This window comes from Tolypothrix sp. PCC 7601, from assembly GCF_025677855.1.
GTDB classification, from domain to species: domain Bacteria; phylum Cyanobacteriota; class Cyanobacteriia; order Cyanobacteriales; family Nostocaceae; genus Aulosira; species Aulosira diplosiphon.
On record NZ_CP064879.1, the window covers coordinates 5037848 to 5052661 of the forward strand.

11 protein-coding genes and 1 tRNA gene are annotated in these 14814 nt (G+C 41.4%); 5 read left to right on the plus strand and 7 right to left on the minus strand.

All coding sequences use genetic code 11. The features are described from left to right. Positions 1 to 250: 250 nt before the first annotated feature. The gene (locus tag HG267_RS20670) at positions 251 to 1063 is read right to left on the minus strand and encodes a D-alanyl-D-alanine carboxypeptidase family protein (protein WP_045873336.1); all 813 of its coding nucleotides are present in this window, start codon (positions 1061 to 1063) and stop codon (positions 251 to 253) included. 2 nt (positions 1064 to 1065) lie between these two features. Further along, complete coding sequence (locus tag HG267_RS20675) at positions 1066 to 2811, minus strand: protein kinase domain-containing protein (RefSeq protein WP_210403127.1); 1746 nt, start codon at positions 2809 to 2811, stop codon at positions 1066 to 1068. Between the two features lie 341 nt (positions 2812 to 3152). On the opposite strand from HG267_RS20675, the gene HG267_RS20680 reads away from it, so the two are divergent. Beyond that, entirely contained in the window at positions 3153 to 5531 is a 2379-nt protein-coding gene (locus tag HG267_RS20680; RefSeq protein ID WP_045873334.1) for an ATP-binding cassette domain-containing protein, read from the plus strand. A 442-nt stretch (positions 5532 to 5973) separates the two neighbouring features. On the opposite strand, the gene kdpC is transcribed toward HG267_RS20680, so the two are convergent. The 3 genes from kdpC to kdpB are packed head-to-tail and all read right to left on the minus strand — an operon-like array spanning position 5974 to position 9045. Next, complete coding sequence (gene kdpC / locus HG267_RS20685) at positions 5974 to 6618, minus strand: K(+)-transporting ATPase subunit C (protein WP_045873333.1); 645 nt, start codon at positions 6616 to 6618, stop codon at positions 5974 to 5976. Next, on the minus strand, positions 6618 to 6872 hold the full coding sequence (locus HG267_RS20690) for a potassium-transporting ATPase subunit F (protein WP_045873332.1): 255 nt from the start codon (positions 6870 to 6872) through the stop codon (positions 6618 to 6620). The genes kdpC and HG267_RS20690 overlap by 1 nt, the downstream gene beginning before the upstream one ends. 19 nt (positions 6873 to 6891) lie before the next feature. Continuing rightward, positions 6892 to 9045 carry a potassium-transporting ATPase subunit KdpB gene (gene kdpB, locus HG267_RS20695; protein ID WP_071989469.1) on the minus strand — a complete coding sequence of 718 codons (2154 nt, stop codon included), beginning with the start codon at positions 9043 to 9045 and terminating at the stop codon, positions 6892 to 6894. Between the two features lie 207 nt (positions 9046 to 9252). Here kdpB and HG267_RS20700 point away from each other — a divergent pair, with 207 nt between their 5' ends. Next, complete coding sequence (locus HG267_RS20700; protein WP_155539547.1) at positions 9253 to 9507, plus strand: hypothetical protein; 255 nt, start codon at positions 9253 to 9255, stop codon at positions 9505 to 9507. Here HG267_RS20700 and kdpA read toward each other — a convergent pair. Next, a complete protein-coding gene (gene kdpA, locus HG267_RS20705) occupies positions 9457 to 11199 on the minus strand; it encodes a potassium-transporting ATPase subunit KdpA (RefSeq protein ID WP_045873330.1) in 1743 nt (580 codons plus the stop codon). The two genes, HG267_RS20700 and kdpA, sit on opposite strands and share 51 nt — an antisense overlap. A 460-nt stretch (positions 11200 to 11659) precedes the next feature. Here kdpA and HG267_RS20710 point away from each other — a divergent pair, with 460 nt between their 5' ends. From HG267_RS20710 to HG267_RS20720, 3 genes are read left to right on the plus strand one after another with little or no spacing between them, the layout of a single operon-like run. Further along, entirely contained in the window at positions 11660 to 12358 is a 699-nt protein-coding gene (locus tag HG267_RS20710; protein WP_194007793.1) for a Uma2 family endonuclease, read from the plus strand. 10 nt (positions 12359 to 12368) lie between these two features. Further along, positions 12369 to 13496 carry a sensor histidine kinase gene (locus HG267_RS20715; protein WP_263419959.1) on the plus strand — a complete coding sequence of 376 codons (1128 nt, stop codon included), beginning with the start codon at positions 12369 to 12371 and terminating at the stop codon, positions 13494 to 13496. A gap of 1 nt (position 13497) precedes the next feature. Beyond that, entirely contained in the window at positions 13498 to 14190 is a 693-nt protein-coding gene (locus tag HG267_RS20720; RefSeq protein ID WP_045873328.1) for a response regulator transcription factor, read from the plus strand. 3 nt (positions 14191 to 14193) lie between these two features. On the opposite strand, the gene HG267_RS20725 is transcribed toward HG267_RS20720, so the two are convergent. After that, a tRNA-Val gene (locus tag HG267_RS20725) sits at positions 14194 to 14267 on the minus strand. Between the last annotated feature and the right edge of the window lie 547 nt (positions 14268 to 14814).

Below are 14814 nucleotides of genomic sequence, written 5' to 3' on the forward strand. Positions count from 1 at the left end.
GGTAATTGGTAATTGGTAAACTGTATTTTTCTTTCCCATTACCCATTACCAACTTTCAAAGATATGATAAGTGTTCAAACGGACATGAAATTATTTGTCGTTTGTTCCTGATCCTTTGCCAATACAAATGACGAATGAATAATGATGAAAGGATACCTTGAAGGGTAGTTATGTAATTGAGATATTTTTTAGCTGATTGAGCAAATTCTTTCTCTCCTTCTGCTACCCCTAGCGATAGGATATTTTTTAATTATCGTTGATTTCTAGCATTCGCAAATACAGCAGTTGCAGGTGCTGAACCTACATATCGCCAGTGCCAAGGCTCAAAACTTACACCTTGAGAATTGTTACGAGGAAACGATAATTCAAAGCCAAATTCTTTAGCGTGGCTAGTCAACCAACGATAAGCATCTGTATTTTCAAATGCTAAAGTAATATCTTGTTTGGGAAATTTACCATCTGTTAAATCTAAAGCAAAGCCTGTATGGTGTTCGCTGTAACCTGGTGGTGCGCTAATTTTTGCAGCTTCTTTTTCAGAACCCCGGCGCTTAATTTGTTGTAGAAATAACTTTTGTTGTTGTTCGATAGTGCGAAATCCAGATACAGGAATAATCCAAACGCCTACTTCTCTAGCTGCATAAGTCATTTTCATAAATGCTTGTACAGCTTCAATATTTAAAGATTCAAAGCGCTGATCTGCACCACTAGCATAACTACCAACTAGCGTCATTTGATTGGAATTTGCTTGTGTATAGGGAAAATGCCCATAAGCTAGCTGATTAGAGTTGACTTTTTGATTAACTGAACTAGTTCTAGCTACTTTTAGAGGAGTGGAATTCGTCGGTAAAGCTGCTGTTGGTATTGCAGGTAAATCTGATGTTGGTTGTGATGTTGGTTGAGTAGTAACTACACTCGGTGTAGGGGGTGCAGTGGTAGCTTGAACTGCTGGATTTGATGCTGAAAATCGCATCATTAATGTCCCACAAATTACTATACTAAAGGCAACAATTGTGGCAATAATTAAAATGCGGGCAAGATAAGGTAACTTAGAGAAAAATCTCATAATTATTTGGTAATTATTTCAGTAGCAGATATTTTCCAGCGCTGGTCTACAAGTTCTAATTCATAGCGCACTGTTCTAGTTTTAAAGTCGGTTTCTTTAGGTAATATATTGCCATTTCTATCAAAAAGCTTCCGGTCTTCAGTAACTTTTACTTGAATAATGGCTTCGTTGCCTTCAACGAAGAAATCATCTACGCTGTCAATTTGTTGTAAGCCATATTTGTAATAATGACCGTCAGTTTTGAGAGAATTAATTGAGCCATTATATCCCGCAACTTGTTGATATTGTTTCCCCGTAGTTAATTCCTCTGCTGGCTGAGAATTGTAGGGAGGTGCAAACATGACTTTTTTTGCTTGTAGCCAGTTATTAATTAAATTTTTGGCTTCGGCTTCTGTCAATACTTCGATTGTATCTGCAGGGTTTTCGGTTGTTTGAGGACTGGGAATTGGGGTATTTGTTTGAACAGGAATTACTGCTTTAGTAGTAGGTTTAACAACTGGTGTATCTGTGTTAGTTTTCGTTGAAGAATTACCTGATGATGTATCTGTGTTAGTTTTAGTTGAAGAATTACCTGATGAGATTTCTGTATCTGTGATTTGTGGAGAAACAGAAGGTGAACTAGAAGGGGAAACACTGGCTACTGGCTGTGGTTGATTAGATAATTTTCCTTGCACTAACCATAAACCACCAACCACAACTATACCTATGGCACCACCAATAATTACACCTTGTTGCCAAGTTCCTAAACCTTGGCTAGTAGGTAAGGGTGGATTGGGATAAGGCAAAGGCGAGGGGGGAGGAGTTGGCGGTTGATATTGCGGTGCTGGCGATGCGGCGACTGTTGGTATTTCTGCATAGCCAGGAGAAACTGGTGGAGTTGGTGTAGTGATGATTGTGGGCGCGATAATCGGTACAGTGGGTGCAGCTGGAGTCTGCAATGCTGCTAGCATATCTCTGGCGCTGAGATAGCGATCGCGTGGTGATTGTTGTATTGCTTTATCCAAAACAACCGCAAAATCTGCACTGGTATTCGGGACAGCATTTCGCCACAGAATGTCCCCTGTACCATGATCTGTAGGAAATTCTGAGGGTAATTTGCCTGTCAGTAAATAAATAGCTGTCAGTGCTAAACTATACAAATCACTAGAAAAAACTGGTCTGCCTACTGATTGTTCCATAGGCATAAACCCTGGCGTACCAATGACAATGGACTGACTGGAATTACCAGAAGCAGTCATAATTGTACCCATTGATACTTTGACTGCACCGAAGTCAATTAAAATTGGTTTGCTATCTGCAAACCGCAAAATTATATTATCTGGTTTAATATCTCGATGTACAATGCGCTTGCTATGAACAAACTCTAGCACTGGTAAAATATTAATTAAAATATCCTTGACTGCACTTTCACTCAGCAATCCTTGCTGTTTAATGATTTGAGTTAAAGTGTTACCTTCAATATATTCCTGTACTAAATAAAATTGCCCATTCTCGACAAAGTAAGCATATAACTTAGGAATTTGATTGCTGCGATCGCCTAATTCTTCTAAGATGGCTGCTTCCTGTTGAAATCGTTGCTGAATTAATTGGTAAACCTGCGGATTATTCGCTACAGGTTTCAGTTGCTTAATTACGCAACGGCGGCTAGAGGGCATTTGAGTATCTTCAGCCAAAAAAGTTTCCCCAAAACCGCCACTACCAAGCACGCGTAGTACTTGATAACGATTATTCAATAGTGTTAACGTCATAATATTTGGGCTGGTCAGTGTTTATGTATAATTTGTAATTAGCTTTTCAATATCATAAACTTTTGATATATTAATTGAATATATTCTCTTCAAATAAAATTAATTTTTGATAAGTAAATAAGTATTAGATTCAATCAGTTTAAGATTCATAGTAATTACAGAGCATGAACTACATCGCACTTTTTGATGATGTTATTTGATGCTTGCAGTTGGTGTTTGGTATTTATTAAGAGTCCAGAGTCAAAAGTGAGTTATCGTCCTACTTCTTTTTGTCCCCCAATTCCCAGTCCCTAATCCCCAGTCCCTAATCACCAATCCCCAGTCACCAGTCCCCAAAGATTATGGTACAGCTACCTTCACAAAGTCAGACTGTTCTCAGCACCAATCCTTATTTAGAATTAAATAATCAAGGTGAGGTTTTATACTTTGAGCTAAAAAAGCCACAGCATATTTTGGGACGCGATCCCAATGTAGCTGATTTAGTGGTTCCCCAACAGTGGAATGTTGTGTCTCGTTGTCAAGCAGTCTTACGACAAGATGGCGTTGACTACCGCATCTATGATGGTGATGGACAACAACCCAGTAGTAATAAGCTATATGTCAGTCATTCTCTAGTTACCCCCACAGAAGGCTATTACTTAAACCACGGTGTTGAACTGCAAATTGCCCAAAACCCAAATCAATTAATTCAGGTAAGATATTTCAACCCCAACAACGCACATTCAGTTACTACACCAACAACTTATACAATTCCGATAAAACAGCGTTCGGTGTTATTAGGACGCGATCCCCAAGCTAACTTGCAGTTAGATACGCCTACGGTTTCCCGTCGCCACGCCATCATAGATACGGATAATCAAGGACGCTACATTCTGCGGGACTACAGTACTAACGGAGTTTTCGTCAACGGTAAACAAGTCGTTGGTTCTGTGGTATTGACAAATGGGGCGAAAATCCGCATTGGCCCTTATACATTGGTAGTGCGGGATGATAATTTAGAAATTCTCGACCAAGGCGATCGCATTCGTCTAGAAGCGCATGACTTAATTCTGGAAACCAAAGGTAAACGGCGACTTGATGATTTAACTTTTGCTATTGAACCGGGACAGTTTGTGGCTTTAGTTGGCGGTAGTGGTGCGGGGAAGTCAACTTTGATGCGGACATTGTTGGGAATTGAGAAAATTACTCAAGGTGCTGTGCAGATTAACGGCGTAGATTTGCAGAAAAACTTTAATTTGTACCGCACTCAAATTGGTTATGTCCCCCAAGATGATATTATTCACCGAGAATTGACCGTGGCGGAAGTGCTAACCTATGCAGCCAAGCTGCGTTTACCACCGGATAGTAATTTGCCAACTGTGGTAGAACAGGCTTTAGCAGCGATTAAAATGACGCATCGCCGTCATGCTTTAATTAGTGATTTGAGTGGTGGACAACGCAAACGAGTTAGCATTGGCGTAGAATTGCTAGCCGATCCCAAATTGTTCTTTCTCGATGAACCCACTTCCGGACTCGATCCCGGCTTAGATAAACAGATGATGCAGCTATTAAAAGACTTAGCGCATCAAGGCGGGAGAACAATCATTTTAGTCACTCATGCGACAGCCAACATTACCGAATGCGATCGCATAGTGTTTCTCGGTTTGGGTGGGAGACTCTGCTATTTTGGTACACCCCAAGATGCATTACAGTTTTTTGGTGTTAACGACTTTGCAGATATTTATATCAAACTCGAACAAGAGTTAGAAGTAGTTAAATATGCGATGCAATTCCAGCAATCTAGCTATTATCAAAAATACATAGCTAGTCAAATCAGCTTTGGTAATATCCAGTCAACTAAATCCTTTGCACCGACTCCCAAGCAAATATCATTTTGGCAGCAGTGGCTGTTATTAACGCAACGTTACTGGCAATTAATTGTACGCGATCGCGTGAATTTGGGGTTAGCGCTGTTCACCGCACCCATCGGTATAAGCTTGATTATGTTAGCGCTGCGAGATAAAACCCCCTTTGTGGAAGGAAACGAAGCCGATCCCACCCTCGCATCATTAGCCTTGCAAGTATTATTTGTCTTTACTTGTGCAGCTTTATGGGTAGGACTTTCCAGTTCTCTGCAAGAAATAGTCAAAGAGTCAGCAATTTACTTAAGAGAACGCTTAGTTAATTTAGGATTATTAGCTTATCTTGCTTCCAAGGTCACAATTTTATCAGCTTTGGCAATTGTGCAAACCCTATTAATGGTAGCAGTAATTCTCTTAGGTTTTAAATCGCCCGACCCCAAAATTATTTCTTGGTCATTAGGATTAGCAATTACTACATTTCTCACCTTATTAGCAAGTTTTAGTTTAGGCTTACTTGTCTCGACAATTGTGAGAAACAGTAGTCAAGCGAATAGCGCTTTACCATTACTACTGCTACCACAAATTATCTTTTCTGGAGTTTTATTTAAAACTGAAGGTGCTATCAATAAATTATTGTCCTGGCTGATGGTCAGCCGTTGGTCAGTGGGAGCTTATGGGACTTTAGTTAATGTTAATAACCTTGTACCATTACCAACCCAATTACCTGATGGTAGTACAATTCCCCAACCCTTTAAACCTTCAGCAGTTTACAATGCCACATGGGAAAATTTAACTGAAAATTGGGGATTGTTATTATTACATACAGCCGTTTATTTATTGCTTACCTTGTTATTGCAAAAGCGGAAGGATATTTTTTAGGTTTGGTAATGGGTAATGGAAAATTATCACATGTAAAGTAATAAGCTGTTGTGCATTTAAATTGTGATAAAACAGCGTCGCCTTTATTTTTGAGTTTTCGTCCCCATTTAATAATTAATACTAATTTTAAAAAAGAATGCGACAGATTGTAGGGGCAAGGCAATGCCCATTGGTGTCAACTTAACGTGAAACCCGCTCTTGTGCAAGGTTTCGCCCTCACCCCCAACCCCTCTCCCGCCGGGAGAGGGGAGCAAGAGATTTAATTCCCCTTCTCCCCCAGGAGAAGGGGTTAGGGGATGAGGGCGCGAGGTATTTGTACAACGCCCACCCTATATCGCTTTTAGCTTAAGTTGACACGTATGGGCAATGCCTTGCCCTCTAGAATATATTGATGTGTCGCCAACATTATTTGAATTGGTATAACCATCACAATTGATAGGCTTTAACTGGCAGATTTTAAAGCATCTAAAGCGAGATTTAATTGCAAGACATTGACCCCAGGCTCACCAAAAATTCCCAGAAAACGACCATCAGTATTTTGATTAATTAAAGTTTCTAACTCTTGGGATGATATTCCTCGCGCTTTAGCGACACGGGCAATTTGTGCTTTGGCTGCTTCAGGGGTAATGTGGGGGTCAAGGCTAGAACCAGAGGTGTAAACTAAATCTGCGGTAGGTTGGACACCGGCTTTTTTCAAACGGTTTAAATCGCCTTCAACCCGTTTGCTGGGATCGGGATCGTCTTTACCTTTGATGCGTTCTAGTAAGGCGGAGTTGCTGGGAGCAAGGTTACTAGCACCGGAAACCCCTGTTTGTAAGACTTTAGCATCATCTTTTGCAGGATCGGCGGTACTGTAGCTGGTGGTGCTGGGGCGAGAGTTAAAATAGCGATCGCTACTAAATGGTTGACCAATTAAAGCAGAACCGACAACTTGACCTTGGCTATCTTTGATTAAACTACCATTGGCTTGATAGGGAAATACAATCTGTCCCACAGCAATCATCATCAATGGATAGATAATTGCGCCAATTATCCAAAGTACAAAGGTAGAACGAATTGCTCTGCTGGCTTCTCTGGTAAAACTCATTAGAATTTCTCCGGTACAAACATCACAAAAAATAAATAAATAGAAAGACTCAGGGTTACTAGTCCTAACAATCCCAAAGCCCAGGCTTGTGTGCGAGAAAATTCCTCACCTGTGGCTGCATATACAACAGGCGCAACCACCAGGTTGAAGCACATTCCCAGAAATATGGATAAGGGCAGTTTTTGTTTACGCCAGTCTGAAAATATTTCGGTAATATCTGCAATTATTTGGGTAGATTTTTGGAGCGATTTCATAACAATTGGTAATTTGTAATTAAGACAAAGGTAAAATTACATCGATGAGTTTAATGGCGATGAAAGGTGCAATAATTCCGCCCACACCATAAATAAAAATGTTGCGTTTTAAGAGTTGATCCGCTGTTAAAGGGCGAAACTTCACGCCTTTAAGTGCTAGGGGAATGAGTACAGGGATAATTAAAGCGTTATAAATCAACGCTGAGATAATTGCCGATTGGGCACTTTTTAACGCCATAATATTCAGTGCGCCAATACCTGCTGCAGCAAAGATAGTGGGGATAATAGCGAAGTATTTAGCGATATCGTTGGCGATAGAGAAAGTAGTTAACGCCCCACGGGTAATGAGCAACTGTTTACCAATAGTCACCAAATCAATTAACTTGGTGGGGTCAGAATCTAAGTCCACCATGTTTGCAGCTTCTTTGGCGGCTTGAGTCCCAGAGTTCATGGCTAACCCGACGTTAGCTTGGGCTAATGCAGGTGCATCGTTAGTACCATCACCTGTCATTGCCACCAGCTTACCTTGAGACTGTTCGCCACGAATCACGCTAATCTTGTCTTCTGGTGTAGCTTCGGCGATAAAGTCGTCAACTCCGGCTTCTTGAGCAATTACACTAGCCGTAATGCGGTTGTCACCAGTCAGCATGATAGTTTTCACACCCATGCGCCGCAGTTGGTCAAACCTTTCCTTTAAGCCAGGTTTGACGATATCTTTGAGATAAATCACGCCGAAAATTTGGTCATTTTGGCAGACTGCTAAGGGTGTACCACCTAAACGAGAAACTCGCTCATAAGCTGCATCGACATCATCAGGAATTCGACCACCGCGAGAACGGACAAAGCCTTTAATCGCATCGACTGCACCTTTACGGACTTCCTTCCCATTGGGTAAGTTAGTCCCACTCATCCGAGTTTTGGCGGAAAATTCCACTCCTTCGGCTTGTTTGGAGTCGAAATCAACCCTGACCCCCAAACTATCGGCTAGTGAGACAATTGATCTGCCTTCTGGTGTTTCATCAAATACACTGGCAGCTAAAGCAACTCTGGCTACATCTTGAAGAGTGTAACTATTTACAGGGATAAACTCATCAGCCATGCGGTTACCCAAGGTAATTGTCCCAGTTTTGTCTAGCACTAAGGTGTTAATATCACCGCAAGCTTCTACTGCCCGTCCAGAGGTAGCAATGACGTTAAATTGGGCAACTCTATCCATCCCGGCAATCCCAATTGCACTGAGCAAACCACCGATAGTTGTGGGTATTAAAGCTACCAACAGTGAAATTAAGATGGCAACGCTAGCACCTGCACGTAAACTGTTGCTGGCTTCCGCCCCAAACACAGTACTAATAAAGTTAGCAATGTAGTTAACAAAGGGCGGCATGGTTGCCACGACAATTAAGAAGACTTGGGTAAGTACTGCTAACAATACTGTTAAGGCAATTTCATTTGGAGTTTTAGTTCTTTCAGCCCCTTCCACAAGCGAAATCATCCGGTCAATAAAGCCCTGACCGGGATCAGCAGTGATGCGAATCGTTAATTCATCTGAAAGTAAGCGTGTACCTCCAGTTACAGAACTAGCAATATCTGTACCCGGTTGCTTGAGTACAGGTGCAGATTCCCCCGTAATTGCCGACTCATCCACCGAACCGATGCCTTGAATGACTTCGCCATCGGCAGGAATCATGTCATTAGCAATGACTTTTACTAAATCGTTGCGGCGTAATTCCGTAGAATTAACTTGTTGAATCGTACCATCAGGAAGAACTTTGCGAGCGATCGTATCAGAACGTGTTGACCTTAAAGAATCTGCTTGGGCTTTACCTCTTCCTTCCGCAACAGCTTCCGCAAAGTTAGCAAACACCACTGTCAAAAACAGAATTAAGGTAATTAACCCGTTTAACAAGCGTTGCTGATTGACATCTACCTGTAAAGTACCGAATAAACTGGGGTTGAGAGTAACTAAGAAAGTCACAATTGTCCCCACCCACACCACAAACATCACTGGGTTCTTAACAGCAACTCGGGGATGCAGTTTGACAAATGATTCTTTAATTGCCCTTTGATAAAGCCCCCGCATATCTGCTTTAGGCGTGTGTCTGCGCGAATCACGCGTTCCCTGGGGAACACGAGGCGGGCGAGGTGAAGGGGATGAGTCTATATTAGTTGTCATAAATTATGGGAACTGAGGAGATAAGGAAGACAACAGGAGTAGAAAAGAAACTTGTAAAACCAACTGTGTGATAAATTTATGAGGTCTTTTGCTGCCTTGAGGCTGACAATTGAGCCTTAAAACCTGAACATTGAGCCTTAGAACCTGAACATTGAGCCTTAGAACCTAAACATTGAGCCTTAGAACCTAAACATTGAGCCTTGGAACTTGAATGTTGAGCCTTGGAACCCGAACGTTGAGCCTTTGAGCCTGACGATTGAGCCTTGGAACCCGAACGTTGAGCCTTTGAGCCTGGAAATTGCACCTTTAACCCTGAAAGTTGCGTCTTTGATGTCGGAAGTTGCACCTTTGAGCCTGAACGTTGCACCTTTAAAACCAATGCTTCATGCCCCATGCCCAATGCCCAATGCCCTATCCCCCATGCCCCAAATAAAAAGCTTCACCGATGGGGCCGAATGCTAAAACTGGGAAGAATGTCAGTGCGCCGAGGATTAAAATTACGCCTGCGGTTACGCCTGTAAATAGTCCGGTGTCAGTTCGTAATGTGCCGACGTTGAAAGGAACTTGCTTTTTGCGGGACATACTATCTGCTAACAACAGCAAACCGATAATAGGGATGTAGCGTCCAGCCAGGAGACTGAAGCAAGTACTTAGGTTCCACCACAAAGCAGTTGCGGTAGTTTTTGCACCAGCTGCGATCGCCAACGGTGAAGGTTGAGAATCTCCTAAACCTTCAAATCCCGAACCATTATTAGCTGCTGCGGAGGCGTATTCGTAAATGACTTGGGCGAAACCATGAAACCCGGGGTTACTAATTCCTGCTAGTTGTTCGGGAAATGCTAAAGCTATTCCTGCCGGAATCATAATAGCGATGGGATGAACTAAGAGAATCAAAAAACTCGCCAGTACCACTTCCCGCTTTTCGATTTTCCGTCCCAGAAATTCTGGTGTGCGTCCTACCATTAAACCTGTAGCAAATACAGCCAAAATCAAGTAAGCAAATAAGTAAGCTGTGCCTGTACCTTGTCCACCCCAAATAATTTGCAGAAACATATTCGACAGGGTGACAAAACCACCGTTAGGCATAAAGGAGTCATGCAAACTATTAACAGCACCGCACATAGTTCCGGTTGTACTAACTGCAAATAGCACTGACTGCGCCCACCCAAACCTGACTTCTTTACCTTCTAAGTTCGGTTGCGTACTGCCCAAAAGTGCATTCACTGCTGGATTACCGTTATATTCGCCAATAGCAGCGACGATAATAAAGGCGATATAAATTACACCCACCATCCCGTAAACTAACCAAGCTTGCTTGGTGTTGTTAGCAAACAAACCGTATGTGTAAATCAGAGATGTGGGAATTGAAAGCATTGCCACAACCTGAATTAAGTTAGAAAACCCGTTGGGATTTTCAAAAGGATGTGCTGAGTTAATAGCGAAAAAGCCGCCGCCGTTTTCTCCTAATTGCTTGATGATTTCATAATGAGCCACCGGGCCGCGTGCGATCGCCTGACTAATGTTAGGGTCTTCTAAGGTGGGTAATACAACTGCCCCTGCTAAGGTTTCGGGAACACCCGCCGCCATCAAAGCAATACCGCCGACAATACAAATAGGTAGTAAAATCCGCGTAATTGTGCGAATTAAATCTACATAGAAATTGCCCAAAGGTCTACCAGTCAACCCTCGAATAAAAGCAATTCCTACCGCCAATCCTGTGGCGGCTGAGGTGAACATATGATATCCCAGCCCCCACATTTGACTGGCATAGCTCAGATAAGTTTCACCAGAATAATGCTGCTGGTTGGTGTTAGTAATAAAGGATATGGTTGTGTGTAATGCTGTATCCCAAGTTGGCGCACCTATCTTATTAGGATTAAAGGGCAACCATCCTTGACTCATAATAATGAAGAATATCAGCAACCCCATCACCACATTGCTGTACAGAATAGCTCTTGCATACTGCCATCCTGTCATATCTTCTTTTGTGGCAACACCAACCAAAGAATAAAGTATTCGTTCAATTGGGTTTAAAACTGAGTCAAGAAAAGTGCGCTGTTCTTGATAGACACGCGCCATATATCGCCCAAAAAAGGGAGTAATTGCTACCACAATTAATAGCGTTAATGCTATTTGAATCCATCCTTGTAGCATGAGTTATACCAATTGATAATGCCTAATTCGTAATTTTTCATACAAATTGTTAATTTACTTCCATCATCAATTGGCTTTTGATGAAATACAAGATATAGAAGATATAAAAACAAGTTTATTTTTGATTTAGGGAGCGTTTATTATTTCTATATCTAGCGTTTAGAGCGTTTAGATAAGTAACTAAACAAAAATATTCACAGCAAGTATATGTAGGCTGGGCATTGCCGACATAAATCTTGCCTCTTTAAAATGAAATTAAGTAAGTCAGTGGAAATAAACCCGACTATGTTAATAAACGTAAATAGGTTTAAAATCCTTACCAATGACAAATGACCAATGACAAAGCGCAAAGTCTGAGCGGAGGTTTCCTCCGATCAGAACTTTGTAAGAATGACAGCCTTAGCCAGTTATCTTTAATTTCGCCGACATACTTAATAGTTAAATTGCTGTGGATCAAAATATGATTACACGCCCTAACGCCATTATCATTCCTCTATCAACCCTTCCACCTTTGGAAAACGGTGATAAACTTACCCGCGCTGAATTTGAGCGTCGTTATCATACTATGCCAGAAGTGAAAAAAGCGGAACTGATTGAAGGAACTGTATATATGGCATCTCCGTTACGAGTTACAGGTCATGGTGAACCCCATGCTGATATTATTACTTGGTTGGGACTTTACAAAGTGGCTACACCAGGCGTTAAACTCGCTGATAATTCCACTGTACGCCTAGATGCAGATAACGAACCTCAACCAGATGTCTGTTTAAGAATCGCCAACGGGGGACAAACGCGTGTTAGCGATGATGACTATATTGAAGGTGCGCCAGAGTTAATTGTGGAAATTGCAGCTAGTAGTGTTTCTTTAGATTTACACGACAAGTTAAAAGTATACCGACGCAATCAAGTGCAAGAATATTTAGTTTGGCGAGTTTATGACGGTGAATTTGATTGGTTCAAGTTACAGGAAGGAGAATATATACAGCTGACACCTAATGCCGATGGTGTGATTTGTTCCCAAATATTTCCGGGTTTATGGTTAGAAAAAGCAGCATTATTAACCGGAAATTTAGCTAGAGTCTTAGAAGTTTTGCAGCAAGGTTTAACAAGTGCAGAACACCAAAGTTTTGTAGAAAATCTCAGAATGAAGGATAACTGACAAATTCCCAATGCCCCATGCCCCATGCCCCATGCCCCATTCCATATTTTCAGCGAAATTACTATCTAATAACTCCCAATTTAGCAGATTGACAGTCATATCAAGCCTGTTTGTTGCTGTCATGCTGATGGAGTTTTCTACACCAACTGAATATGTATTTGGATATCTTTATACAGGGCCAATATTATTAACAAACTCATGGTTTGGGGGGATTGCAACCTTACAAGCAACCTTGATTGCTGTCTGCTTAACCATTTTAAATCTTTGGTTACCAGAGGGTGGAGTTATCAAAGCATCCACAATTGCCAGTCGTGCGATCGCAGTTTTGGCTTTGATTGTCACAGGTATTTTAAGCGATCGCCTGCGTCGTTCTCAAGATGCGATCGCCCTCACCCGTGCCAAATTAGAATCGCAAGAGGAATTAGTCAAACTCCGAGAAGATTTCGCCTCAACGCTTACCCATGATTTAAAAACACCATTGCTAGGTGCAATTGAAACAATCAAAGCCTTTCAACAAGAAAAATTTGGCCCAGTATTACCAACCCAGCAACAAGTTTTAGCAACAATGGCGCGCAGCCACAAAACTTCCCTACAACTTTTAGAAACTTTATTAGATATCTATCGCAACGATACTGAAGGCTTAAAGCTGGACTTAGCACCTGTAGATTTAACCAACTTAGCAGAGGATGCATCAAGTAGTTTAATCGAATTAGCTGCTAATCGCCGCGTTCATCTCTCAGTGAGTTATGGTGATTCTGATTGGCGAAGTGAATTGTGGGTTCAAGGTGATGCACTACAACTCCAAAGAGTTTTTAATAATCTGTTAGTGAACGCAATTAATCATTCCCGGCGGGGTGCAAGGGTGGAAGTAGTTTTAGAACCCCAAGCCTCTTACCAAGTAGTCAAAATTTTGGATACAGGTGCAGGTATTGCACCAGAAGAGTTTCCTTATTTATTTGAAAGATTTTACCAAGGACATAGCGATCGCCAAGCCAAAGGTTCAGGATTGGGGCTTTACCTATCTCGGCAAATTATTGAAGCTCACGGAGGTATAATTTGGGCAGAGAACAAAGTACCCACTGGTGCAATGTTTGCTTTCAAACTGCCTGTTTACCCATTTCAATCTGTTACTGTGTGAAATGTCCTCTACCCCAATCAAAATTCTCCTTGTCGAGGACGATGAACTCTTCCGCTTGGGTTTGCGCGTGCGATTGCAACAAGAACCAGGGTTAGAGATTGTCGCTGAGGCTGAAGATGGTGAAACAGCTATCGAATTAGTTAAGCAAACGCCTCTAGATGTGGTGCTGTTAGATGTGGGTTTACCAGGAATTGGCGGAATCGAAGCTTGCAGACAAATTAAGCAGCAAAATCCCTCACTACCAATCTTAGTTCTTACTTCGCATTCCCAAAAGCCGCTAATTACCCGGTTAATTGAAGCAGGCGCGCAAGGCTACTGTCTCAAAGGAATAGCGGCAGAAAAATTAGTGTTAGCACTGCGTTCTGTCGCTGCAGGTGCTTCTTGGTGGGATGCAACTGCAACCCAAGAAATTCGTTCTTCTTTGACTGCTGAACCATCACCATCTGAGTTAGAAAGCCTCACAAAGCCTTCAAATCCCCTAACTGTACGCGAACAAGAAATTCTATCATTGTTAGCTGCTGGCAAAACTAATCAAGAAATTGCTCATGCACTATATATTGCGCCGGGAACAGTGCGAGTGCATATCCATGCGATTTTACAGAAATTAGAAGTGAGCGATCGCACTCAAGCTGTGATTGTTGCTTTACAAAAACAGTTAATCAAAAGTAGCTCTCAGGCTAACAAAATTTTATAGCAATGGACGTAACTGGATTCGAACCAGTGACCTCTACGATGTCAACGTAGCGCTCTAACCAACTGAGCTATACGTCCTTAACACACGATTAATGAATATAGCAGATCTATTTACTATAGGCAAGCAATTTTTGCGATCGCCTGAAAATTTACCCACTCGCCTACGCTTCACTTGTTGCCTATTTTGTCAATGAGTAAATATTCAACCTCGCCTTGCTGATATTTCTCAGAACTATATTCTGAAATATAGCAAGACATAAATATTTAATATTCTGAAAAATCAGTATCATGAGATACTTCGCCACTTAAATAGATCGTGATAAATATTTCTTGGATAAATATGTTGCATATAAACTGAAAAAATTGAACAATTTACTGACTATTTAGCAAATTATTGGATTTGGCTGTTGATTTATTTTCACAATAATTTCAAAGGTTTGTCAGCAGGATAAGCAAGTAATTCTACGGTAAAGCTAGTAAAAAAATATTGTAATGAATGCATTCCTGCCAGCAACTTTTATTACATTTTGTTAAATTAAATAGAGCCAACCTTCCCCAACTTCTTGTTGAGAACGATGGGGTTGTTTATCAATGAGGAAATTAATAGTAAAACATGGGCAATTAT

Bases quoted from the DNA above. Each gene is read 5' to 3' on its own strand.
- HG267_RS20670 (WP_045873336.1), bottom strand. From the start codon at position 1,063: ATGAGATTTTTCTCTAAGTTACCTTATCTTGCCCGCATTTTAATTATT.
- HG267_RS20675 (WP_210403127.1), bottom strand. From the start codon at position 2,811: ATGACGTTAACACTATTGAATAATCGTTATCAAGTACTACGCGTGCTT.
- HG267_RS20680 (WP_045873334.1), top strand. From the start codon at position 3,153: ATGGTACAGCTACCTTCACAAAGTCAGACTGTTCTCAGCACCAATCCT.
- kdpC (WP_045873333.1), bottom strand. From the start codon at position 6,618: ATGAGTTTTACCAGAGAAGCCAGCAGAGCAATTCGTTCTACCTTTGTA.
- HG267_RS20690 (WP_045873332.1), bottom strand. From the start codon at position 6,872: ATGAAATCGCTCCAAAAATCTACCCAAATAATTGCAGATATTACCGAA.
- kdpB (WP_071989469.1), bottom strand. From the start codon at position 9,045: ATGACAACTAATATAGACTCATCCCCTTCACCTCGCCCGCCTCGTGTT.
- kdpA (WP_045873330.1), bottom strand. From the start codon at position 11,199: ATGCTACAAGGATGGATTCAAATAGCATTAACGCTATTAATTGTGGTA.
- HG267_RS20710 (WP_194007793.1), top strand. From the start codon at position 11,660: ATGATTACACGCCCTAACGCCATTATCATTCCTCTATCAACCCTTCCA.
- HG267_RS20715 (WP_263419959.1), top strand. From the start codon at position 12,369: ATGCCCCATGCCCCATGCCCCATGCCCCATTCCATATTTTCAGCGAAA.
- HG267_RS20720 (WP_045873328.1), top strand. From the start codon at position 13,498: ATGTCCTCTACCCCAATCAAAATTCTCCTTGTCGAGGACGATGAACTC.